The following is a 23,188-nucleotide window of genomic DNA, read 5'->3' as shown; positions in this document are numbered from 1 at the left end:
GTTTGACGCTATCCGCGGTCAGGATTTGTCCTTATAATCCTGACAACTTGTATTCAGAATAAGATATCGCACTGGATTAAGATGAAAACAATTGAAGTTGATGATGATCTCTATCGCTATATTGCCAGCCACACCCAGCATATTGGTGAGAGTGCATCCGACATTTTACGGCGCATGCTGAAATTTTCCGCCGCTTCCCAGACCGCCGCCGCCGCTGCGAAAGCCGCCCCGGCGCAGGCTCCGACCGCTGCCGTTGAGGTCAAGCCTGCCAACCCGGCGAAAGATAAGGTTCGCGCGATGCGCGAGCTGCTGTTATCTGATGAATACGCCGATCAAAAGCGCGCGGTAAATCGTTTTATGCTGGTGCTAACGACGCTCTACTCGCTGGACGGCGAAGCGTTTGCTGCGGCCACCGAATCACTGCACGGACGTACGCGTACCTATTTCGCTGAAGACGCCCGCGTTCTGCTGAAAAGCGGCAATCAGACCAAACCTAAGCAGGTACCCGGCACGCCGTGGTGGGTGATTACCAATACCAATACTGGCCGTAAATGCAGCATGATTGAACATATCATGCAGTCAATGCAATTCCCCACGGAGTTGATTGAGAAGGTTTGCGGCACGATCTAGCTTTATTCACCCTTGCATCAGAAGGATCAGGCAATGGCAATCGATAAGCGTGCGGGGCAGCCTGCACAACAGAGTGATTTGATTAACGTCGCCCAGCTGACTGCCCAGTACTATGTACTGCAGCCGGAAGCAGGCAACGCGGAGCATGCGGTGAAGTTCGGGACCTCTGGCCATCGCGGCAGCGCAGGGCGCCATAACTTCAACGAGCAGCATATCCTGGCGATTGCTCAGGCGATTGCGGAAGATCGCGCGAAGAACGGTATTACCGGTCCTTGCTACGTCGGCAAGGATACTCATGCGCTCTCCGAGCCGGCCTTTATTTCCGTCCTGGAAGTGCTGGCCGCTAACGGTGTTGATGTGATCGTGCAGGAAAACAACGGCTTCACTCCGACGCCGGCGATTTCCAACGCCATTCTGGTGCACAACAAAAAAGGTGGCCCTCTGGCGGATGGCATCGTGATTACGCCGTCGCATAACCCGCCGGAAGATGGCGGTATCAAGTACAACCCGCCGAACGGCGGTCCGGCTGATACCAACGTCACCAAAGTGGTGGAGAACCGGGCGAACGAGCTGCTGGCTTCCGGCCTGCAGGGCGTGAAGCGCATCTCCCTCGATGCGGCTCTGGCCTCGGGCCACGTCAAAGAGCAAGATCTGGTTCAGCCGTTTATTGAAGGGCTGGCGGATATCGTCGATATGGCGGCGATTCAAAAAGCGGGCCTCAAGCTTGGCGTCGATCCGCTGGGCGGCTCCGGGATTGAATACTGGAAGCGCATCGCCGAGCACTACAAGCTGGATCTGACCATCGTTAACGATCATGTCGATCAAACCTTCCGCTTTATGCACCTGGATAAAGACGGCGCCATCCGCATGGACTGCTCGTCCGAGTGCGCGATGGCCGGCCTGCTGGCGCTGCGCGATAAGTTCGATCTGGCCTTCGCCAACGATCCGGATTACGACCGCCACGGCATCGTGACCCCGGCCGGGCTGATGAACCCGAACCACTATCTGGCGGTGGCGATTAACTATCTGTTCCAGCACCGTCCGCAGTGGGGCAAAGAGGTTGCCGTCGGCAAAACGCTGGTCTCCTCGGCGATGATCGACCGCGTGGTCGGCGACCTCGGTCGTAAGCTGGTGGAAGTGCCGGTGGGCTTTAAATGGTTCGTTGACGGCCTGTTTGACGGCAGCTTTGGCTTCGGCGGTGAAGAGAGCGCGGGCGCTTCGTTCCTGCGTTTTGACGGCACGCCGTGGTCCACCGACAAAGACGGTATCATCATGTGCCTGCTGGCCGCGGAAATCACCGCCGTCACCGGCAAAAATCCGCAGCAGCACTACGATGAGCTGGCCGCACGCTTCGGCGCGCCGAGCTATAACCGTCTGCAGGCATCGGCAACCTCCGCGCAAAAAGCGGCGCTGTCGAAGCTGTCGCCGGAGATGGTCAGCGCAAGCACGCTGGCGGGCGATCCGATCACCGCTCGCCTGACCGCCGCGCCGGGCAACGGCGCGTCGATCGGCGGCCTGAAAGTGATGACCGATAACGGCTGGTTTGCCGCCCGTCCGTCAGGCACGGAAGACGCCTACAAGATCTACTGCGAAAGCTTCCTCGGCGAAGAGCATCGCAAGCAGATTGAGAAAGAGGCGGTAGAAATTGTCAGCGAAGTGCTGAAAAACGCCTAAACGAAAAAGGAGCCGCAGGGCTTAATGCCGATCAGTTAAGCATGAAATGATCGGTTGAACGATCCGGTGGCTGTGCAAGAATCCGTAATCTCATGGAAGATTACGGATTTTTTTATGCTACTTAGTCAGGCTCTTGATGCCGTTCATAATTTTACTCCTCAGGAGTTTGCCGCTCTCTCAGACCTGCTGTCACCAGAGCTGATTGACCAGTGTCTGGCTGATACTGGCGTGGTGACTCTGCGAAAACGCCGCCTCTCTATGGAAATGATGGTCTGGGCAGTAACCGGTATGGCCCTGTTCCGCTCCCACTCCATGAATCAGATTGTCTCCCACCTTGATATTCTTCTGCCCGGAAAAAGACCTTTTGTGGCACCCAGTGCCGTTGTTCAGGCCCGTCAGCGGCTCGGGGAGGATGTTGTCCGCCTGATGTTCGAGAAAACACAACAGCTGTGGTTCGAAAAATTACCGCTGTCACACTGGAATGGACTCACGCTAATGGCCGTAGACGGCACAGTGTGGCGGACCCCTGATACACCGGAAAATGACGCTGCTTTCGGCAGGACAGCGAATGCGTATAGCTGTTCAGAATGGCCACAGGTGCGTATGGTCTGTCAGATGGAAGTCACAAGCCATCTACTCTCAGCGGTCGCTTTCACCAGCGTCACTGACAGCGGTGAAGCAGAGCTTGCTGCTCAGCTTACAGCACAAACGCCCGACCGTACCCTGACCATTATGGACAAAGGCTTTTATGCCCTGGGTCTGCTTCATCACTGGCAGTCAGCGGGAACGGAAAGACACTGGATGTTGCCTCTGCGTAAGGGAGCACAGTATCAGGTTGTCAGGAAACTGGGTGCGGGACAGGCGCTGGTTGAGCTGAAGCTGTCACCGCAGGCAAGGAAGAAATGGTGTGATGCTCCGGCGACGCTGACAGCCCGGCTGATAAGTAAAGAAGTGAACGGTAAAACGGTGCAGATACTGACCTCAATGTGTGACCCGCTGAGGTATCCGACAGCGGATATCGTGGAGCTGTACAGCCAGCGATGGGAAATAGAGCACGGGTTCAGGGAGATGAAGCAGCATCTGCTGAATAATGAACTGACGCTGAGAAGCAAAAAACCGGAACTGGTGCGGCAGGAGTTATGGGGTGTGGTACTGGCATACAACCTGCTGCGGTACATGATGGCTCAGATGGCGTACAGTCTGAAAGGAGTGGAGCCTTATCAGATGGGCTTTAAACAATCGGCCCTGTATCTGAGAAGCCAGCTCCGCATCCTGCCGGGAGTCTCACCGGGAAGGTTACCACGAGTAATAGAATAGATAGTGAGTATGGCCGCGGTGTTCGTGCTTCCGGGCAGACGAGAGAGACACTATCCGCGGGCAGTAAAAAAGAGGCCGCAACGCTATGCGTTACGGCCACCTTCAAAAGCTTAACTGACAAGCATTAAGCCGCAGGGCTCCTTTTTTATATCACTGTATTGAGATTACCTCACCAGCCGCTCCTGCGCATCGCTGATAATCCGGGCTCGCCAGTCATCAGCCGTGTTTGTTTTTCAGCTCAAAACGTGGCGATACCAGACCATAAAGCGTCCAACCGAGGAAGGTGACGATCGATCCGTACAGCATGGCTTCTTCGCCGGAGGAGTAGAGCGCGTAAAAGCTATACAGTGCGCCGATAAAGGCCACAACGTTGGCGGATTTGGCTTTCGCCGGATTGACGTTCGCCATTTTCTGGATAATCACCAACGCGGCCATCGATAGAATATACGGGATGATATTGGTCACTACCGCCAGGTTTACCAGCACATTGAACTGGCTGTTCAGCGACGGACTGATAGTCATCAGCGCGAGTCCGCTCTGGATAATCACGATAGTCAGCATACCCTGAACCGGTGCGTCCACTTTTGTGACCCGAGAGAAGATTTTCGGGAAATAGCCTTCATCGGCCGATGATTTAAAGACCTGGGCGATAGTGAACTGCCAGCCGAGCAGCGAGCCGCAGCAGGACATCACCATCAGGGCCATGATGACCTTACCCACTTCCGGAGTAAACATCTGCGCGAAGGCCAGACCGAACGGCGCCGTGGAGTTAGCTAAATCCATATTTGGCACAATTCCGGCAATTACGTTGGTTGAGACGATATAAATTACCGCCGCACCCAGCGTACCTCCCAGCACCGCGATCGGCACGTTGCGTTCCGGATTTTCCACGACTTCGGCGTTGGCGCAGGCCGACTCCAGCCCGAGGAAGGCCCACAGCGTCATCGCAATGGAAGAACCAACGGCCGAGAAGAACGGCACGTGGTGAGGATTCCATGAGCTGGCGTAGAGCGTCGGGCTAAACCAGAACCAGCCGATGACGCACAGACCGACAACCGGAATGATCACCCCCCAGACGGTGATACTACTGATCTGCCCGGTAATGCGCGCGCCGCCAAAATTGGCGACGGTGCACAACCACAGCACGCCGATAGTAGTGAGACCGATCTGTACCGGCGACAGCGCGGCGCCGAACAGCTCAGTGCCGTAGCCGACGGCGGAGATCGCGATTGCGACGTTGGCAATCAGCAGCGAAACGCCATAGGTATAGTTGGCCATAAAGTTGCCGGATTTACCGAACGCATACTCGGCGTAGCCGCCCATCCCACCGGACTTACGGCTGAACATCCCGCACTTAGCGAATGCCCACGCCAGCGCCATTGAACCTACGGCGGTCACCAACCATGAAATGATCGAGATGGTACCCACCTCCGCAAGCTTGGTCGGCAGCATAATGATCCCGGAGCCCATCATATTCACGATGGTCAGAATGGTGAGCTGGACAACGCCCATTTTGTTAGACTTAGGCTTGCTCATAGCTTTTCCCCTTTCAGCAGGGCGCGCCGGGGGGCGCATTGCTGAATGACGTAGCACCATACCTGCTTACGGCCGTCCTGCTCCTGGATATACACACCCTGCAATTCAGGCGCAAAACCTGGCAACAGATTGATCCCTTCTTCCAGCGCGCTGAAATAACGCAGCGCTGAGCCACCCCAGACTTCGCCGGGTACAACGCAAAGAACGCCCGGCGGGTAAGGAAGCGCGCCTTCCGCCGCAATTCTTCCTTCCGCATCCGCAAGGCGAACCAGTTCAACCTCTCCGCGCAGATAGGCGTAGTTGGCCTGTTGAGGATTCATGCTGACGCGGGGAAAGTGCGTTTTGCGGAACATCTCTTTTTGCAGCTGTTTCACATTGTGGCGGGAATAAAGATTGTGCATCTCCTTGCACAGCTGGCGCAGGGTGCAACCGGCATAACGCGCTTCATGTTGCCGGTAGATTGATGGCAGAACGTCGGCCAGTGGCACGTCGGACGCCAGCAGGCTTTCGAAACGCACCAACAGGGCAACGAGCTGCTGCAGCTTGGCCATATCTTCCGCAGGCGTCAGCAGAAAAAGGATCGAGTTGAGGTCACATTTCTCCGGGACAACGCCGTTTTCACGCAGGAAGTTGGCGAGAATGGTTGCCGGTACGCCAAAGTCATCATATTCGCCGCTGCGCGCATTGATACCGGGCGTGGTGAGCAGAAGTTTGCAGGGATCAACGAAATATTGTTGTTCCGCATAGCCCTCGAATGCATGCCACTGCTCGCCGGGGACAAAGTGGAAGAAATGCAGGTCGTTGGCGATTTGCTCGGTGGGGTAAGATGCCCAGGGTTTACCATCGACCGTTTCCGGTACAAACGGTCGAATATGCTGACAGTTATCGAGGATCAGCTTGCGCGCATCAATGCCGTTCGCCACACAATTCATCCACATGTTACGTCCGCCGAGCCCCTCATGCATTTTGGCGTTGATATCAAGTGCCGCGAAGAGCGGATAGAACGGGCTGGTGGAAGCGTGCATCATGAAGGCGTTATTCATGCGTTTATGCGGCACGTAGCGCGGCTGTCCTTTGATATGGCTGTCTTTTTTATGAATCTGTGAGGTCTGGGAGAAGCCGGCCTGTTGCTTGTGCACGGACTGGGTGACCAAAATACCCGGATCGTTCTCATTCAGTTCTAATAACAGCGGAGAGCAATCGGCCATCATCGGAATGAACTGTTCATAACCCACCCAGGCGGAGTCAAACAGAATGTAGTCGCATAGATGGCCAATCTTATCAACGACCTGACGGGCGTTATAAACAGTACCGTCATAGGTTCCAAGCTGAATGACCGCCAGGCGGAAGGGGCGTGCGTCCGTGGCCCGCTGCGGCGCGACTTCGCAAATAAGCTCTCGCAGGTAGCCCTCTTCAAAGCAATGGGCGTCAATCCCGCCGATAAAACCATAGGGGTTACGCGCTGTCTCCAGGTAGACCGGAGTGGCGCCGGCCTGCAGCAAGGCGCCGTGATGGTTGGATTTATGGTTATTACGGTCAAAGAGCACCAGGTCACCCGGGGTTAGCAGGGCATTAAGTACAACCTTGTTGGATGATGATGTCCCGTTGAGGACAAAATAGGTTTTATCAGCGTTAAAGACTTTCGCCGCGTGCTGCTGGGCGATGCAGGGCGCGCCTTCATGAATAAGCAGGTCCCCCATGGCCACATCGGCGTTGCACAGGTCGGCACGGAAAAGCGTCTCTCCAAAGTACTCAACGAACTGATTTCCCGCGGGGTGGCGCCGGAAAAACTCGCCTCCTTGATGGCCGGGACAATCAAAAGCGCTGTTACCCTGATTGACATAATCGACCAGGGCGCGGAAGAAAGGCGGACGCAGCTGGGTTTCATAGTGACTGGCCGCGGTTTCCAACTGGCGGCTGTAGAATGCGCAGCGCGCTTCGTTGTGTTCGAAAACACCCGATATACGCGGTAGATATTCCGGCGGCACCCGCTCTTCGCCATGCGTCGTAACGAAGACCGGGATGCCATAGCCTGTTGCATCGATTTTGTCGAGTTTTCCTTCTTCAATATCACTGATGGAGAGTACCACTGCAGCAATATCAATAAAGTTTGTCTCATTAACATTAATGATGCTGCGCTGCGTAGAAAAACTATCCGGGCAGAGGCGACTTACGGCTACTTTTAATTTTGACATTTTTCAACTCTTTATTTTTGGTAATGGCTGGCCCTCAATTTCTCGTGTGAGAAATTGATATCTCCGGAAAAAAAGCAAAACCATCTCGCTGATAATAAAATCAGTAAATTGCTTTTTTTAGATACAATAAACCCTACCGTGTCCGGTCATGGCTAATTCAGGGTTTATGTGGGTGAGCACCACGGAATGCAGGAACTTCCCCATATCACAAGGGATCGGGAAGACATGTATGCTGAGTGCCCGAAGCCAGAAGGCTATCGGGCATTAAAGAAATGAAAATCGAAGCTATTGCGGTGAGAGAACATCATAATATGCGTTGTACGCCTTATATGAGGCATTAGTCGGTTATTGTTTTCCATTTTTAACGTTCCTTTCATTTTCTGTTGAAAGTGCAGTCATTCTATTTGCAAAACTGATAGTTTCCGTGAAGTTGATCAATAAAATAGATCGATGACAATATATATGACTGGTTTTTGTTGCATTATTGTTATGATATTCTTTATTGTTTTTGTTTTGTTGGTTTTTTGTTGCATTATGAAAGAAAAATGATTCATTGCCGGGGAAATATTATTTCCTCAGCAATGAGTTTTTCCTGAAAATAAAATTATTTTTATTAAAAATAAATGAAAAAGAATTTACGGCATAAACCGATAGCCGATGCCGGTCTCGGTCAGCAGATGCTGCGGCCGCGCGGGATCAACCTCCAGCTTTTGCCGCAGATGTCCCATATAAATTCGCAGATAGTGGCTGTGTTCCACCGCGTTTGGCCCCCAAACGTGATTCAGCAGATGGCGCTGGGTCAGCACCTTGCCGGCATTATTCAGCAGCACAGCCAGCAGGCGGAACTCAATCGGGGTCAGATGAATCTCCTCTTCGCCGCGAAGGATGCGCCGCGCCGGGATATCAACCTGGATAGTCGAAAAGCGGACGATGGGCTCATCGGCCTGGGCGCCGGCGTGACGGCGCAGCGCGACCCGCAGCCGCGCCTGCAGTTCACCAATGCCAAACGGCTTACTCAAGTAGTCATCGGCGCCGGCATCCAGCGCGGCAATTTTATCCTGTTCTTCCGTACGCGCCGACAGCACGATAATCGGCATTTGGCTCCACTGGCGCACTTCGCGAATAAAATCGCCGCCGTCGCCATCGGGAAGGCCAAGGTCAAGGATTGTCAGATCAGGCTTGCGGGTTGCGGCTTCGAGAAGACCGCGCTGCAGCGTTTCGGCTTCAAATACGCGCATGCCGTCGGCTTCCAGCGCGGTGCGCAGAAAGCGACGAATAGCATGTTCATCTTCAATAATAAGAACGTTGATCACGGTTCCTCGGCTAGTGCTTGCAGTCAGGTCAGGCGTCGCCGCACCACTCATCCAGCTCCGGCGGCGCTTCTCGCGGCAGTGTAACACGGAAGCAGGCGCCGCCCTCAGGGCGCGTGTGCGCGGCGATGGTGCCGCCGTGGACCTCGACGATCGCCTGGCAGATTGCCAGCCCCAGCCCTACGCCCGGGATCGCGGACTCCTTATGACCGCGGGCGAACTTATCAAAGATAGCCTGCTCCTGACCCTGCGGGATCCCCGGGCCGTTATCCCACACGTCGAGCAGCAGCCGGCGATCGTCGGCCTGCGCCGTAATGCCGATTTGCGCCTGCGATCCGGCGTACTTCAGCGCATTCTCCAGCAGATTGATCAGCACCCGCTCAAACAGCGGCCCGTCAACGTGAACCAGCAGCAGCGGGTCGGGCAGCGCCGAGCTGAATGCGCTGGCAGCCGAGGCCCGGCTCCAGCATCCGCAGCGCGCTGCCGATCACCTCTTCGAGGGTGAGCCACTCTTTGTGTAAATTAAAGCCGCCGGACTGGATCCGCGCCATATCCAGCAGATTATTCACCAGCCGGGTGGTGTTGAGCACGTGCTGGCGAATTTCGTTGGCCTGCGGCGCGTGCTTCGAGCCTTCGCTGGCCAGGTCGAGGGTCAGAATTTCCGCCTGACCGAAGAGGATCGTCAGCGGGGTGCGTAAATCATGCGACAGCGCCGCCAGTAGGGAGTTACGCAGACTTTCGCGTTCGCTGTTAAGCCGGGCCTGCTCTTCGCTGGCGCTGAGCGTCAGTCGCTCAAGGGCGCTGGCCACCAGCAGGGTAAAGGTCTCCAGCAGGCGCTGCTGCTCGGGGATCATCAGCTGGCGCAGGTTATCCGGCTCAACTACCAGCAGCCCCCAGCTGCGGGCGGCGCTTTTCAGCGGCAGAATCTGATAGGGAACGCCGGGCAGCGTATCGGTACCGGCGCCGGCGGGCTGGCCTTTATCGAAGCTCCAGCGCGCAATCGCATCATCCCACGAGGTGAGCCCCGTCTGCCGGGTCAGCGGGCGTAGAGCCCCGCTATCGTCGGGCAGCAGGAGCTGGCCGCGGGCGTGGAAAGTCGAGGCGATAAAGCGCTCGCTGGTCAGGGCGATATCCTCCCGGCTGCGCCCGACCGCCAGCGCTTTTGACATCTCATACAGATGGCGGGTGCGCTGCTCGCGGTAGCGGGCCACGCGGGCCTGGTAGCGCACGCCAGCGGTAAGGTTGCCGATCACCAGGCCAACGGTGAGCATGACCCCGAAGGTCAGGAGATACTGGACGTCGGAAACCGCCAGCGTCCCGCGCGGGGCGATAAAGAACAGATCGAAGCTGACGACGTTGATAACCGTCGCCAGCACCGATGGCCAGCGGCCGTACAGCAGGGCGATAACCACCACCCCGAGCAGATAGATCATCACCAGGTTAGCAGCCTCAAAGGCCACCAGCCACTGCATGGCGACGAGCGTAATTACCGCGCAGATGGCCACCGCGACGCAGCAGCCCTGTAGCTGCAGCCGCCACTTATCCATCGCGGTGCGGCTATCGCCGGCGCGGGCGGGCAGGGGGGGGCTCTTTTCATCAAGGGCAATAACCACCAGATCGAGGTCCGGCGCGTGGCGGGCCAGGCGGTCGGCAAAGCCCCGCCGATCCCACCAGCGGCGCTGCCGCTGACGGCCAATAACGATCTTGCCGAGGTTATGCTCGCGGGCGTAGTGCAAAACCGCTTTCTCTTCCGAAGGATCGGACAAGGTGGCGGTCTCCGCGCCCAGCTCCTGGGCGAGCCTCAGCGCCGCAAGGATCGATCGCCGCCTGGCTTCCGGCAGGCGATGCAGCGAGGGGGTTTCAACGTAGACCGCGTGCCAGACGCTGCCGAGCCTGGCCGCCAGGCGGGCGGCGGCGCGTACCAGCTTCTCGCTGCCGGTATTGTGGCCAATGCACAGCAGGATGGCGTCGCGGGTGTGCCAAACCTTCTCCTGACCCTGGCGGTCGCGCCAGGCGCGCATCTGCTCATCGACCCGGTCGGCGGTGCGGCGCAGCGCCAGCTCGCGCAGGGCAATCAGGTTGCCTTTGCGAAAGAAGTTTTCGATGGCGCGTTCGGCCTGGCCGCCGATATACACCTTGCCCTCGTTGAGGCGCTGGCGGAGATCGTCGGGCGGGAGGTCGACCAGCACCACGTCATCGGCGGCATCAAAGAACGGATCGGGGACGGTTTCGCGGACCTGCACGCCGGTGATGCCGCTGACCACGTCGTTCAGGCTTTCCAGATGCTGGACGTTAACGGTGGTAAAGACGTCGATTCCGGCTTCCAGCAGCTCTTCGACGTCCTGCCAGCGTTTGGGGTGGCGTGAGCCGGGGGCGTTGCTGTGCGCCAGCTCATCGACCAGAATCAGCGCCGGACGGCGGGCCAGGGCTGCGTCGAGATCGAATTCGTGAACGTAGCGCCCGCGGTGGGAGAAACGGCGCGGGGGGAGGGTGCTCAGCCCCTCCAGCATCGCCGCCGTCTCTTGACGGCCGTGGGTTTCCGCCACGCCAATCAGAATATCGAGCCCTTGGGCGCGCAGCCGCTGCGCCTCCGCCAGCATCGCCCAGGTTTTACCGACGCCCGCGCAGGCGCCAAAGAACACCTTCAGCTTACCGCGATGCGGCTCGGCGGCGTGTTGCAACAGACGGTCAGGGTCCGGGCGCAGCGGCTCGTCACTCATTTTTAGTTATCCTTCAGGGCATCCAGCGCCATATTCAGCTGCAGTATATTTACCACAGGTTGGCCGAGAAAACTGACCAGCGGTTTTTGCGTCGCCTCATTCACCAGCCGGGTGACCTGCTCCGCGCTCAGACTGCGGGCTTTGGCGATGCGCGGAACCTGCCACAGCGCCGCCGCCGGAGTCAGGCCGTTATCCAGCCCGCTCGCCGAGGCGGTGACCAGCTCCACCGGCACCCGTGGGCTGGCGTCCGGGTTGGCGCGGCGCAGCGCCGCGACCCGTTCGCCGATGGCTTTATCCAGCGCCGGGTTGCTGGCGGCGAGGTTGCTTCCGCCGGACGCCAGCGGACTGTCCGCCGTCTGGGCGATGGCAGAAGGCCGCCCCTGGAAATAGCCTGCGGCGGTAAAGTTTTGCCCAATCAGGCTAGAACCGCGCACCTCGCCATCAATGCGGATCAGCGAGCCGTTGGCCTGCCGGGGGAACCACCACTGCCCCAGAGCGGTGGTGAGCAGCGGATAGAGCCCGCCGGTGAGCAGCGTTAACAGAATAAATAGCACAACGGCCGGACGAATGAATGACATGGTATTTTCCTCACACCAACCCGGTCAGGGTCAGCAGCAGATCGATGATTTTGATGCCGATAAACGGCACCAGCAGCCCGCCAAGACCGTAGACCCATAGGTTACGGCGCAGCATGGCCGACGCCGACAGCGGGCGATAGCTCACGCCTTTCAGCGCCAGCGGGATCAGGAAGACGATAATCAGCGCGTTAAAGATAACCGCGCTGAGGATCGCCGATGACGGCGAGTGCAGGCGCATCACGTTGAGCATGGCGAGCTGCGGGTAGACGGCGGCGAAAGCGGCCGGAATAATGGCAAAATATTTCGCCACGTCGTTGGCGATGCTGAAGGTGGTTAACGAACCCCGGGTCATCAGCATCTGCTTACCGATATGCACCACCTCAATTAATTTGGTCGGGTTGGAGTCGAGGTCGACCATGTTGCCGGCCTCTTTTGCCGCCTGGGTACCGGAGTTCATCGCCACCGCGACGTCGGCCTGGGCCAGCGCCGGGGCATCGTTGGTACCGTCGCCGGTCATCGCCACCAGCCGACCTTCGGACTGGTACTGGCGAATCAGCGCCAGCTTGGCTTCCGGCGTGGCTTCGGCGAGAAAATCATCGACCCCCGCTTCGGCGGCAATCGCCGCCGCGGTCAGGCGGTTATCGCCGGTGATCATCACCGTTTTGATGCCCATCTTGCGCAGCTGGGCAAAGCGCTCCTTGATCCCGCCTTTGACGATGTCTTTCAGCGAGATAACCCCGAGCACGCGCTCGCGTTCGGCCACCACCAGCGGCGTGGCGCCGAGACGGGCGACCTCTTCCACCTGTTTGTCGACGTCCGCCGGGAAGTGGCCGCCGTTGGCCTCGACGTGGCGACGAATGGCATCGACCGAGCCTTTGCGGATCATGCGCTGGTCGATGTTGATGCCGCTCATCCGCGTTTGGGCGGTGAACGGCACAAAGGTCGCCTGCAGCGACTGCAGGTCGCGTTCGCGCAGATTGAACCGCTGTTTAGCCAGCACCACGATGCTGCGGCCTTCGGGCGTCTCATCCGCCAGGGAGGAGAGCTGCGCCGCATCGGCAAGGATTCGCTCCTCCACGCCGCGGGCCGGCAGGAAGGCCGAGGCCTGACGGTTGCCGAGGGTGATGGTGCCGGTTTTATCCAGCAGCAGAACGTCAACGTCGCCGGCGGCTTCAACCGCGCGTCCGCTGGTGGCGATAACGTTCGCGCCCAGCATGCGGCTCATCCCGGCGACGCCGATGGCCGACAGCAGGCCGCCGATGGTGGTGGGGATCAGGCATACCAGCAGCGCCACCAGTACCGTTACGCTGACCGCATTGCCGCTCCACGCGGAGAAGGGCCAGATAGTGGCGGTGGCCAGCAGGAACACCAGCGTCAGGGCGATCAGCAGGATCGTCAGCGCGATCTCGTTCGGCGTTTTGCGCCGCTGGGCGCCTTCCACCATCGCGATCATCCGGTCAAGGAAGGTTTCGCCGGGGTTGACGCTGCAGCGGATCACCAGCCAGTCGGAGAGAATGCGCGTCCCGCCGGTGACCGACGCGAAGTCGCCGCCGGATTCGCGGATCACCGGCGCCGATTCCCCGGTGATGGCGCTCTCATCCACCGAAGCGCCGCCTTCGATCACTTCGCCATCGCAGGGAATGATATCGCCGGCTTCCACCAGCACCACGTCGCCTTTGCGCAGATCCTCGGCCGGAATATGGTCGATCCGGGCATCGTGCTGCGGGGCGCGCAGTTTACGGGCGAATGAGGTCTTTTTGACGCCTTTCAGGCTGTTGGCCTGGGCTTTACTGCGCCCCTCCGCCATAGCTTCGGCAAAGTTAGCGAACAGCACGGTAAACCACAGCCAGATGCTCACGGCGGCGGTAAAACCGGCGCTGCCGGCAATATGCCCGCTGGCCATGCCGATGGCGAGCAGGGTGGTGAGCAGGCTGCCGATCCAGACAATGAACATCACCGGGTTACGCCACTGCACCGCAGGGTTGAGCTTTTTCACCGCGTCCAGCAGCGCCTGGCGCACCAGCGTCGGCTCCAGCAGGGCTAATTGTTTGCGACTCATAACAGGTTGCTCCGCATCGCTTAAAGTAAGGAGAAGTGTTCCGCCAGCGGGCCGAGCGCCAGCGCGGGGATAAAGGTCAGGGCGCCAACCAGCAGCACGGTCCCGATCAGCAGGCCGATAAACAGCAGATCATGGGTGGCGAGCGTGCCGGTACTGGCGGGCTGAATTTTCTTGCCGGCCAGCGAGCCGGCAATCGCCATCACCGGAACGATGACCGCAAAACGACCGACCAGCATGCAGAACGCCAGCAGCAGGTTCCAGAACGGGGTGGCCGCGCTCAGGCCGCCGAAGGCGCTGCCGTTGTTATTGGCCGCCGAAGTGACGGCGTACAGCACCTCGCTAAAGCCGTGCGGGCCGGGGTTAAACATCGCCGCCCGTCCGGCATCGGTCATCATCGCCAGCGCGGTGCCGAGCAGAACCAGGGTCGGGGTAACGAGGATCGCCAGGGCGATCATTTTCATCTCGCGCACGTCGATCTTTTTACCCAGATACTCCGGCGTTCGGCCGATCATCAGTCCGGCGATAAACACCGCCAGCATGACGAACAGCAGCATGCCGTACAGCCCCGAGCCCACGCCGCCGAAGACCACTTCGCCGATCTGCATCAGCCACATCGGCACCATGCCGCCCAGCGCGGTAAAGGAGTCATGCATGGCGTTCACCGCGCCGCAGGAGGCGGCGGTGGTCACCACCGCAAACAGGCTGCTGGCTAAAATGCCAAAGCGGCTCTCTTTGCCTTCCATATTCGCGCTGCTATCGGCGCCAAGCGCTAGCAGGTGCGGGTTGCCGTGGGTTTCCGCCCACATCACCACCGCCGCGCAGACGATAAAGATAAGCGTCATGGCCCACAAAATTGCCCGCCCCTGACGGCGATCGCCCACCGCCTCGCCGAAGGCAAAGCACAGCGCCGCCGGGATCAGGAAGATCGCCAGCATCTGCACCATATTGCTCAGCGCCGTCGGGTTTTCGAACGGGTGCGCCGAGTTGGCGTTAAAGAATCCGCCGCCGTTAGTCCCCAGCATTTTAATGGCTTCCTGCGACGCCACCGGCCCCATCGGCAGCGACTGGCGCACGCCTTCCAGGGAGGTGAAGTCCTGGTACGGCAGCAGATTTTGCGGCACGCCCTGTTGAATAAAGAACAGGGCGAGCAGCAGCGAGATCGGCAGCAGCAGCCAGAGCGTGATGCGGGTGAGGTCGACCCAGGCGTTGCCGAGGGTGCTCACCTGCTGGCGTGACCAGGCGCGGGTGAAGGCGAAGATCACCGCGATACCGGTTGCCGCTGAGAGGAAGTTCTGCACCGCCAGGCCCACCATCTGGCTGAGATAGCTCATGGTGGTTTCACCGGCGTAGGCCTGCCAGTTGGTGTTGCTGACAAAGCTCACCGCCGTGTTCAGCGCCAGGTCCCAGGAGAGACCGGGCAGATGCTGAGGGTTCAGCGGCAGCGATCCCTGCAGCAGCAGCTGAACAAACAGCGCCGCCAGTCCGAGGGCGTTAAACAGCAGAATGGCGAAGAGATACTGATACCAGTTCATCTCCTGCGAACGAATACCCGCGATGCGCCAGATCCCGCGCTCGATGCCGGCAAGGCCGGGCGGCGGGGTATCGGCGATCATCCTGGCAAGCGCCGTTCCCAGCGGGCGCGCCAGAACCATCAGCAGCCCAATAAAGCTGGCGATAAGTAAAAATCCTTGAGCGGCCATCAGAATGCCTCCGCGTTGATCAGGGCATAAACCAAATAAGCCAGCAACAGGAACACCAGCGCCACGCCAGCGATTACGCCTGCACTCACAATCCACCTCCGGGTGTATTTACGATTTACCCGCAGGATAGGAATTACGGCGCAAAGATTTTGCAAAAATCGGCGCGGACGGTGTAAAAAAAGTATAAAAATACCAAAGACCATAATTTAACTAATGGTTAGTATTAATTTAACTTTTCTGTAACTCAATTACCGGATGAATGTAAATAAAGGCTAAATAGTCCGTTTTTAGTGGTCGGATGAGTAGTAAAATTACAGCCAAAGCGCTATTATTTTGCGCAGAGAAACATTGATACTTTACCGGCGCAGCTTGCCGGCCTGACATAAGGGAGAGAAATTATGACGTTATACAAAACCTATCCTGCTCACGTAGTCTTCTTACGTCGCGCTTTCGCCGTCGTGGCCGGCGTTGCGGCACTGCCGGTAATGCTGTTGTGGAAAGACAGATCCCGCTACTACAGTCTGGCTGCACCGCGTATGGACGAAGACCAGCGAACAGCCGGTATGGATGGCGCAGGCCGAAAAGGCCGCCGCTGATTTTTACTGATCGCCATCCCGTCGACTGACAAAGCAACCGCCGGTTTTCCGGCGGTTTTTTTCGCCCGTTGTGGCCTACACTGATAGCTCTTTAACGATAAAGGAGCCGTCATGAGCGATAACTGGCTAGAGGATGATGACAAAACCCGGCTTTACACCCTGCGCGAGCTGGATAATCTGCGCCGCGATGGGCTGACCCGGGGCCGGCTGATGGATTTTCACAGCCGCTATAAGCTGTTACTGCTGGCCCATTCACAGCCTGAATACCGCCAGATTGGTCCCTTCGTGGCGGAGATCGCCCGCTGGCCGTCGCTGGAGGCGTTTTTTGTTGCCTACCGCGAGCGGCTGGTGAAGCTGCTGGCCCATCCCTCCACCCGCGCCAATCACACCAACGTGCTGATGCACGTTCAGGGCTATTTCCGCGAACATTTGACCGCGCAGGAGAAGCAGGAGCTGACCTCGCTGATTGACCAGTATCGCCGCGGCGAGCAGCCGCTGCTTGCGCCGGTGCGCCTCCTCCAACACTATATGAACGAATTCCCCGATCCCTGGCTCGCCGGCCAGCGCTATTTCAATCCCTGGCCCGAGTTGCAGGACTAACGAGACGCTATTAAGAGCAGGAGTTTTATGGCCACCCATCTGGTCTGGTTTCGCGCGGATCTGCGCATTCACGATAATTTGGCGCTGGCAGCGGCCTGCCACGATCCCGACGCCAGGGTTCTGGCGCTATTTATCGCCACGCCCGAACAGTGGCGTCAGCACGGGATGGCGCCGCGTCAGGCGGCGTTTATGGTCAGCCATTTGCGCAGCCTGCAGGCCGCGCTGGCCGAGCGCGGTATCGCCCTGCAGGTGGCGCAGGCGACCGATTTTGCCGCCAGCGTCGCCCTGCTGGCGAGATTCTGCGAGGAGCAGCAGGTCAGCCATCTGTTTTACAACTATCAGTATGAAATCAACGAGCGTCAGCGCGACGCGGCGGTGGAGAAAACGCTGGGCCGCGTGCTGTGCCAGGGATTTGACGACAGCCTGCTGCTGGCGCCCGGCAGCGTGCTGACCGGCAGTCGTGAAATGTATAAGGTGTTCACGCCGTTCAAAAACGCCTTTATCCGCCGTCTGCGCGAGATGCTGCCGGAGTGCGTGGCGGCGCCGAAGGTGCGTAAAAACGGGCCGCTGACGCCCGCTGCCCTGCCGGAGATTGACTACCCGCAGACGGCGTTCGACCCGCTGCTGTTTGCCGGCGATGAAAAAGCGGCCATCGCCAGCCTGCGCGCTTTTTGCCAGCAGAAGGCCGCCGATTATGACCAGCAGCGCGACTTTCCGGCGCTGGAGGGCACCAGCCGGCTTTCGCCGTGCCTGGCGATTGGCGCGCTCTCGCCGCGCCAGTGCCTGCATCGTCTGCTGGCGGAGCAGCCCGGCGCGCTGGACGGCGAGGGTGGGGCGGTATGGCTCAACGAGCTTATCTGGCGCGAGTTCTATCGCCACCTGATGGTTTACTACCCGGCGCTGTGCAAGGGGCGGCCGTTTATCGCCTGGACCGACAGGGTGGCGTGGCTCGACGATGAGCCGGGGCTGCAGGCATGGCAGGAGGGGCGCACCGGCTTTCCGATTGTCGATGCCGCGATGCGTCAGCTCAACGCGACGGGCTGGATGCACAACCGCCTGCGGATGATTGTCGCCAGCTTTTTGGTTAAGGATCTGCGCGTCGACTGGCGCGCCGGCGAGCGCTATTTCATCAGCCAGCTGATCGACGGCGATTTAGCCGCCAATAACGGCGGCTGGCAGTGGGCGGCGTCGACCGGGACCGACGCGGCGCCCTATTTCCGCATTTTCAACCCCACGACCCAGGGCGAGAAGTTCGATAAAGCGGGAAGGTTTATTCGCCAATGGCTGCCGGAGCTGACAGCGGTGCCGGAAAAGGCCCTGCACCAGCCGTGGGTCTGGGCCGATAAGCAGGGCGTAACCCTGGCGTATCCGCGCCCGCAGGTCGATCACAAGCAGGCGCGGCTGGAGACGCTGGCCGCCTGGGAGGCCGCCAGCAAAGGCGCTACTCCAGCGCCAGGCGGCGGGTCCTGACCCGCAGGGAGTGATAGAGCCAGATTGCCAACATCAGGCCGACGCAGGCCAGCGAGCCCCAGGTAATCTGGCTGAAGACGTCGATATAGGCCTCAATCGCATAGTGTGCCGCCCCGGCCGCATCGAACGAACCCTGGGACGTCTGGTCGGCGATAACCCCCGCCAGATAGTTGGCGATGGCGCCGGAGAGCAGCATATAGATGCCGGTCAGCACGCCGGTGACGCCGGGTATTTCAATCCGCGTAATCTGCGACATCGCCACCGGATCGATAAACAGTTCGGCAAAGCCCATAACCGCCAGCCCCAGTACCATCAGCGGCATTGAGGAGTGGCCGTAGGTTGCCGACCAGCGGGCGCTCAGCGTCAGGATACAAAAACCGGCGCTCATCAGGCCAAGGCCCAGCGCAAATTTGCCCCAGATGCGCACGGTGCGGTTGCCGCTAATATTCTCTTTAACCAGCCACGCCAGAACCATCCCGCAGAGCATCACCGCAAAGGCGTTCACCGACTGGAACATCGCGGTCGGGACTTCGTAGTTCATCACGTGGCGGTTAACGAAGCGGTCGATGTAGAGGCTGATGGAGCTGCCGCCCTGCTGGGCGAAGGCCCAGAACAGCAGGCTGAAGCCGGTCAGGATGATAATCAGCCGCAGATCCCGGCGCTGCCTGGCGGTTTCCGCCCGCAGATAGATTCTTGCCAGCACCGCCAGGCCAACGACGGTGGCGACGATCAGCGCATAGACCGACCACTCCTGCCAGAACAGCACGGTAATCAGCAGCGGGGTGGCCACCAGCACCACCAGCAGCCAGCCCCAGTTCGGCAGCATAAAGCGGCGGGCGCGCAGCGCCTCGCGATTGACGCCGGCGGTGTGGCGAAAATGACGGCTGCCGCAGAGGAAAATCACCAGCCCGGCGATCATGCCGATGGCCGCCAGCGCGAAGCCCATCGCCCAGCTGTACTCTTCCTGCACGTATCCGCAGGCGATAGGCGCGATAATCGAGCCGATATTGCCCGCGGCGTACATCAGCGAGAAGCCGCCGTCGCGGCGCGGATCGGCCGGTTCGTACAGCTCGCCGAGCAGGCAGCTCGACGTTGGACTTAAACAGTCCGTAGCCGCAAACGATAATCGCCAGCGACAGGTAGAGGAAGGTGGGGGCGATTTCGCTGGCGCCGAGCACCAGGTGGCCAATGGCCATCAGCAGCGCGCCGATCATCACCGCCATGCGGTTGCCTAACAGCTTATCGGCGAGAAAGCCGCCGAGGATCGGCGTGACGTAAACCAAAGAACAGTAGGCGCTGAAGAGGGCGTAGGCGTGGTTATCATCATATTTAAGCTGATTAGTGAGATACAAAATCAGCAGCGCCCGCATACCGTAAAAACTGAAATATTCCCAGATTTGCAGCGCGACGACGTAGTAGATGGCGCGCGGCTGCGATGATTGTGTGTTCATGTAACGCTCAGTTCCTGCCGTAAAACGAAAGTCGATCTTCCTGTATGAATAGCGCTTAGGTAGTGGAATTCATGGTTTCAAAGGCTTTCTGATTATTTAATATGCTGTAATAGTGCATAAATATACACGAATGCGCGATGGAGAGGGTAGACAAATTGCGGTTTTAAGTTAAAAGTCAAAATAGAGGGCGTCGCGAGCGGGCTATCGACGATCGGCGCGGTTATCGTTATGTTATCTTTGCAGATAACCTGACGACCTGAAGGAGCGGTAATGAAAAATAGCGAACTGGAACAACTCATTAACGAAAAGCTTAACAGCGCGACGTTCAGCGACTATGCGCCGAACGGCCTGCAGGTGGAAGGTCGCGAGACGGTGCAAAGAATCGTTACCGGCGTAACCGCCAGCCAGGCGCTGCTGGATGAGGCCGTGCGCCTGCAGGCGGATGCGGTAATTGTCCATCACGGCTATTTCTGGAAGGGCGAGGCGCCGGCTATCCGCGGCATCAAGCGCCAGCGCCTGAAAACCCTGCTGGCCAACGATATCAACCTCTACGGCTGGCACCTGCCGCTGGATGCTCATCCTGAACTGGGCAATAACGCGCAGCTGGCCCAGCTGCTGGGTATCACCATTATGGGGGAAGTTGAGCCCCTGGTGCCGTGGGGCGAACTGTCGATGCCGGTCTCCGGCCTCGAGCTGGCCTCGTGGGTTGAAGCGCGTCTGGGACGTAAACCGCTGTGGTGCGGCGATACCGGGCCGGAAAAAGTTTCGCGGGTGGCGTGGTGCACCGGCGGCGGCCAGGGCTTTATCGACAGCGCGGCGCGCTTTGGCGTCGATGCCTTTATCACCGGCGAAGTCTCGGAACAAACCATTCACTCGGCGCGCGAGCAGTCGCTGCATTTTTATGCCGCCGGGCACCATGCCACCGAGCGCGGCGGCATTCGCGCCCTCAGCGAATGGCTGACGGAAAATACCGATCTGGACGTCACGTTTATTGATATCCCTAACCCGGCCTGAGGGAGAGAGAAAAGTGCAGCGAGCGCGTTGTTATCTGCTAGGCGAAACGGCGGTGGTTCTCGAGCTGGAGCCTCCGGTGACGCTGGAAAGTCAAAAGCGCATCTGGCGTCTGGCCCAGCGGCTGGCGGACCATGAAGATGCGGTGGATGTTATACCGGGCATGAACAATATCACCGTGGTGCTGCGCCACCCGCAGCTGATGGCGTGGGATGCGATTGAACGTTTGCAGCGCTGGTGGGAAGAGAGCGAAGCCCTTGAGCCCGAGTCGCGGGAGATTGCGATCCCGGTTATCTACGGCGGAGAGGCGGGGCCCGACCTCGGCGAGGTGGCGCGCCACTGCGGGCTGACGGAGAAGCAGGTGGTGGAGCTGCACTCGTCGGTGGAGTACGTGGTGTGGTTTCTCGGCTTCCAGCCGGGTTTTCCCTATCTCGGCGGTCTGCCGGAGCGGCTGGCGACGCCGCGTCGCGCCGAGCCGCGTCTGCAGGTTGCTGCGGGTTCAGTCGGTATCGGCGGCGCGCAAACCGGCATCTATCCGCTGGCGACGCCGGGCGGCTGGCAGCTGCTGGGGCGGACGCCGCTGGCGCTATTTGATGCGCAGCGCGGGGAGCCGGCGCTGCTGCGCTCCGGCGACCGGGTACGCTTCGTGCCGCAAAAGGAGGGCCTATGTTGAAGATGATTCGCGCGGGGATGTACACCTCGGTGCAGGACGGTGGACGGGAAGGGCAGCGCCAGTCGGCCATCAGCCGCTGCGGCGCGCTGGATAAGCCGGCGCTGGCGATCGCTAACCTGCTGGTGGGGAATCACGCCAACGCGGCGGCCCTGGAGATCACCCTTGGGCAGGTGGATATTCAGTTTGAACGCGACTGCTGGTTTGCGCTGACCGGCGCCGCCTGTGAGGCGACGGTGGACGGCAGGCCGGTATGGATCGGCTGGCGGACGGCGGCGCAAGCGGGCCAGCATCTGGTGTTAAAGAACCCTCAGTATGGGATCCGCAGCTATCTGGCGGTGGCGGGAGGCATCGACGTACCGCTGGTGCTGGGATCGCGCAGCACGGACCTGAAGGTTGGCATTGGCGGGCTGGAAGGGCGACGTCTGCAGGACGGCGATCGACTGAAACTGGGCACAGCGGCCCGTGATTTTAGCGGCCCGCAGGGCGTCAGGCAGCTGCCGATCGGCAACCGCATTCGCGCGCTGCCGGGGCCGGAGTATCATGAATTCGACAGCGCCTCGCAGGGCGCCTTCTGGCGTTCGCCGTGGCAGCTGAGCGCGCAGAGCAACCGGATGGGTTATCGCCTGCAGGGACAGCCGCTGACGCGCACTACCGACCGCGAAATGCTCTCTCACGGCCTGCTGCCCGGCGTGGTGCAGGTGCCGCATGGCGGTCAGCCGATTGTGTTGATGAACGATGCGCAAACCACCGGCGGCTATCCGCGGATCGCGAGCATCATTGAGGCGGATATGTACCAGCTGGCGCAAATCCCGTTGGGCCAGCCGATTCACTTTGTTCCCTGTTCGCTGGAGGAGGCGCTGAAAGCGCGCGCCGACCAGCAGCGCTACCTTGACCAGCTGGCGTGGAGACTTAACGATGAAGATTGATTTAAATGCCGATCTCGGCGAAGGCTGCGCCAACGATAGCGCGCTTTTGCAGCTGATCTCTTCCGCCAATATCGCCTGCGGTTTTCACGCCGGCGATGCGCTGCTGATGCATCAGTGCGTGCGCGAGGCGCTAAAATACGGCGTTGCCGTCGGGGCGCACCCCAGCTTCCCGGACCGGGAAAACTTCGGCCGCACCGCGATGCAGCTGCCGCCGGAGACGGTTTACGTCCAGACGCTATACCAGATTGGCGCCCTGGCGGCGATAGTTCGCGCCGAGGGCGGCGAGCTGCGGCACGTTAAGCCGCACGGCATGCTGTATAACCAGGCGGCGAAAGAGGCGCCGCTGGCGGATGCGATTGCCAGAGCCGTGCGTGATTTTAATCCCGAGCTGGTGCTGGTTGGACTGGCGGGGAGCGAGCTGATTCGCGCGGCCCAGCACTACCGGCTATCCACCCGCCAGGAGGTGTTCGCCGACCGGGGATATCTGGCCGACGGTAGCCTGGTGCCGCGTTCCCAGCCCGGCGCGTTGATCGTTGATGAGGAGCAGGCGCTGGCGCAAACGCTGGAGATGGTGCAGCACCAGCGGGTGCGCAGCGTGACCGGCGAGTGGGCGCACGTCATGGCGGAAACCGTATGTCTGCACGGCGACGGGGAGCACGCGCTGGAGTTTGCCCGCCGTTTACGCGCGGCGTTTGCCGGACGCAACGTTCAGGTCAGCGCGGCGGTGGAAGAGTAGGAAGAT

The 23,188-nt window shown here is 59.6% G+C and carries 15 protein-coding genes and 5 pseudogenes; 10 read left to right on the top strand and 10 right to left on the bottom strand.

Going from position 1 to position 23,188, the window contains the following annotated elements; genetic code table 11:
• Nucleotides 1-81 precede the first annotated feature (81 nt).
• The 3 genes and pseudogenes from seqA to ABOC21_RS17355 all read left to right on the top strand — a co-directional run bounded on the left by seqA (nt 82) and on the right by ABOC21_RS17355 (nt 3,735).
• A complete protein-coding gene (gene seqA / locus ABOC21_RS17365) occupies nt 82-630 on the top strand; it encodes a replication initiation negative regulator SeqA (protein ID WP_426812677.1) in 549 nt (182 codons plus the stop codon).
• Between the two features lie 33 nt (nt 631-663).
• Nucleotides 664-2,304 carry a phosphoglucomutase (alpha-D-glucose-1,6-bisphosphate-dependent) gene (gene pgm, locus ABOC21_RS17360; protein ID WP_426812676.1) on the top strand — a complete coding sequence of 547 codons (1,641 nt, stop codon included), beginning with the start codon at nt 664-666 and terminating at the stop codon, nt 2,302-2,304.
• Between the two features lie 114 nt (nt 2,305-2,418).
• Nucleotides 2,419-3,735, top strand: a pseudogene (locus ABOC21_RS17355) (IS4 family transposase).
• A gap of 102 nt (nt 3,736-3,837) precedes the next feature.
• On the opposite strand, the gene potE reads toward ABOC21_RS17355, so the two are convergent.
• The 9 genes and pseudogenes from potE to kdpF form a co-directional block, all read right to left on the bottom strand.
• A complete protein-coding gene (gene potE, locus ABOC21_RS17350; RefSeq protein WP_426812675.1) occupies nt 3,838-5,157 on the bottom strand; it encodes a putrescine-ornithine antiporter in 1,320 nt (439 codons plus the stop codon).
• Nucleotides 5,154-7,352 carry an ornithine decarboxylase SpeF gene (gene speF / locus ABOC21_RS17345; protein ID WP_426812674.1) on the bottom strand — a complete coding sequence of 733 codons (2,199 nt, stop codon included), beginning with the start codon at nt 7,350-7,352 and terminating at the stop codon, nt 5,154-5,156. Before speF ends, potE begins: the two co-directional genes overlap by 4 nt.
• 254 nt (nt 7,353-7,606) lie before the next feature.
• The gene (gene speFL, locus ABOC21_RS17340; protein ID WP_143350131.1) at nt 7,607-7,711 is read right to left on the bottom strand and encodes a leader peptide SpeFL; all 105 of its coding nucleotides are present in this window, start codon (nt 7,709-7,711) and stop codon (nt 7,607-7,609) included.
• 276 nt (nt 7,712-7,987) lie between these two features.
• A complete protein-coding gene (gene kdpE / locus ABOC21_RS17335; RefSeq protein WP_426812673.1) occupies nt 7,988-8,665 on the bottom strand; it encodes a two-component system response regulator KdpE in 678 nt (225 codons plus the stop codon).
• A gap of 28 nt (nt 8,666-8,693) precedes the next feature.
• A pseudogene (kdpD, locus tag ABOC21_RS17330) lies at nt 8,694-11,382 on the bottom strand (two-component system sensor histidine kinase KdpD).
• Between the two features lie 2 nt (nt 11,383-11,384).
• Complete coding sequence (gene kdpC / locus ABOC21_RS17325; protein ID WP_426815434.1) at nt 11,385-11,960, bottom strand: potassium-transporting ATPase subunit KdpC; 576 nt, start codon at nt 11,958-11,960, stop codon at nt 11,385-11,387.
• Nucleotides 11,961-11,970: 10 nt separating this feature from the next.
• On the bottom strand, nt 11,971-14,019 hold the full coding sequence (gene kdpB / locus ABOC21_RS17320) for a potassium-transporting ATPase subunit KdpB (RefSeq protein WP_426815433.1): 2,049 nt from the start codon (nt 14,017-14,019) through the stop codon (nt 11,971-11,973).
• Between the two features lie 20 nt (nt 14,020-14,039).
• Nucleotides 14,040-15,719, bottom strand: coding sequence for a potassium-transporting ATPase subunit KdpA (kdpA, locus tag ABOC21_RS17315; RefSeq protein WP_426815432.1), 1,680 nt, complete (start codon nt 15,717-15,719; stop codon nt 14,040-14,042).
• Nucleotides 15,719-15,808, bottom strand: coding sequence for a K(+)-transporting ATPase subunit F (kdpF, locus tag ABOC21_RS17310; protein WP_015584874.1), 90 nt, complete (start codon nt 15,806-15,808; stop codon nt 15,719-15,721). Before kdpF ends, kdpA begins: the two co-directional genes overlap by 1 nt.
• Nucleotides 15,809-16,117: 309 nt before the next feature.
• Between kdpF and ABOC21_RS17305 the strand changes: the two are divergent.
• The 3 genes and pseudogenes from ABOC21_RS17305 to phrB all read left to right on the top strand — a co-directional run bounded on the left by ABOC21_RS17305 (nt 16,118) and on the right by phrB (nt 18,385).
• A pseudogene (locus tag ABOC21_RS17305) lies at nt 16,118-16,325 on the top strand (DUF2517 family protein).
• A 137-nt stretch (nt 16,326-16,462) separates the two neighbouring features.
• Nucleotides 16,463-16,915: pseudogene (locus tag ABOC21_RS17300) on the top strand (YbgA family protein); the annotation flags it as partial.
• Between the two features lie 27 nt (nt 16,916-16,942).
• Nucleotides 16,943-18,385 carry a deoxyribodipyrimidine photo-lyase gene (gene phrB, locus ABOC21_RS17295; protein ID WP_426815431.1) on the top strand — a complete coding sequence of 481 codons (1,443 nt, stop codon included), beginning with the start codon at nt 16,943-16,945 and terminating at the stop codon, nt 18,383-18,385.
• Here phrB and dtpD read toward each other — a convergent pair.
• Nucleotides 18,357-19,836: pseudogene (dtpD, locus tag ABOC21_RS17290) on the bottom strand (dipeptide permease DtpD). The gene phrB and the pseudogene dtpD sit on opposite strands and share 29 nt — an antisense overlap.
• Before the next feature lie 270 nt (nt 19,837-20,106).
• On the opposite strand from dtpD, the gene ABOC21_RS17285 reads away from it, so the two are divergent.
• From ABOC21_RS17285 to pxpA, 4 genes are read left to right on the top strand one after another with little or no spacing between them, the layout of a single operon-like run.
• Nucleotides 20,107-20,850: a type 2 GTP cyclohydrolase I gene (locus tag ABOC21_RS17285; RefSeq protein ID WP_426815430.1), complete on the top strand. Its 744-nt coding sequence runs from the start codon at nt 20,107-20,109 to the stop codon at nt 20,848-20,850.
• Between the two features lie 13 nt (nt 20,851-20,863).
• Entirely contained in the window at nt 20,864-21,520 is a 657-nt protein-coding gene (gene pxpB, locus ABOC21_RS17280; RefSeq protein WP_426815429.1) for a 5-oxoprolinase subunit PxpB, read from the top strand.
• Nucleotides 21,514-22,446 carry a 5-oxoprolinase subunit PxpC gene (gene pxpC, locus ABOC21_RS17275; protein WP_426815428.1) on the top strand — a complete coding sequence of 311 codons (933 nt, stop codon included), beginning with the start codon at nt 21,514-21,516 and terminating at the stop codon, nt 22,444-22,446. The genes pxpB and pxpC overlap by 7 nt, the downstream gene beginning before the upstream one ends.
• Nucleotides 22,436-23,182: a 5-oxoprolinase subunit PxpA gene (gene pxpA / locus ABOC21_RS17270; protein ID WP_426815427.1), complete on the top strand. Its 747-nt coding sequence runs from the start codon at nt 22,436-22,438 to the stop codon at nt 23,180-23,182. Before pxpC ends, pxpA begins: the two co-directional genes overlap by 11 nt.
• Nucleotides 23,183-23,188 lie beyond the last annotated feature (6 nt).

Origin of the sequence: Klebsiella sp. WOUb02, assembly GCF_050058015.1 — a bacterium.
In the GTDB taxonomy this organism is placed as follows: Bacteria; Pseudomonadota; Gammaproteobacteria; order Enterobacterales; family Enterobacteriaceae; genus Klebsiella.
This window is presented reverse-complemented; position numbering and strand designations above follow the sequence as displayed.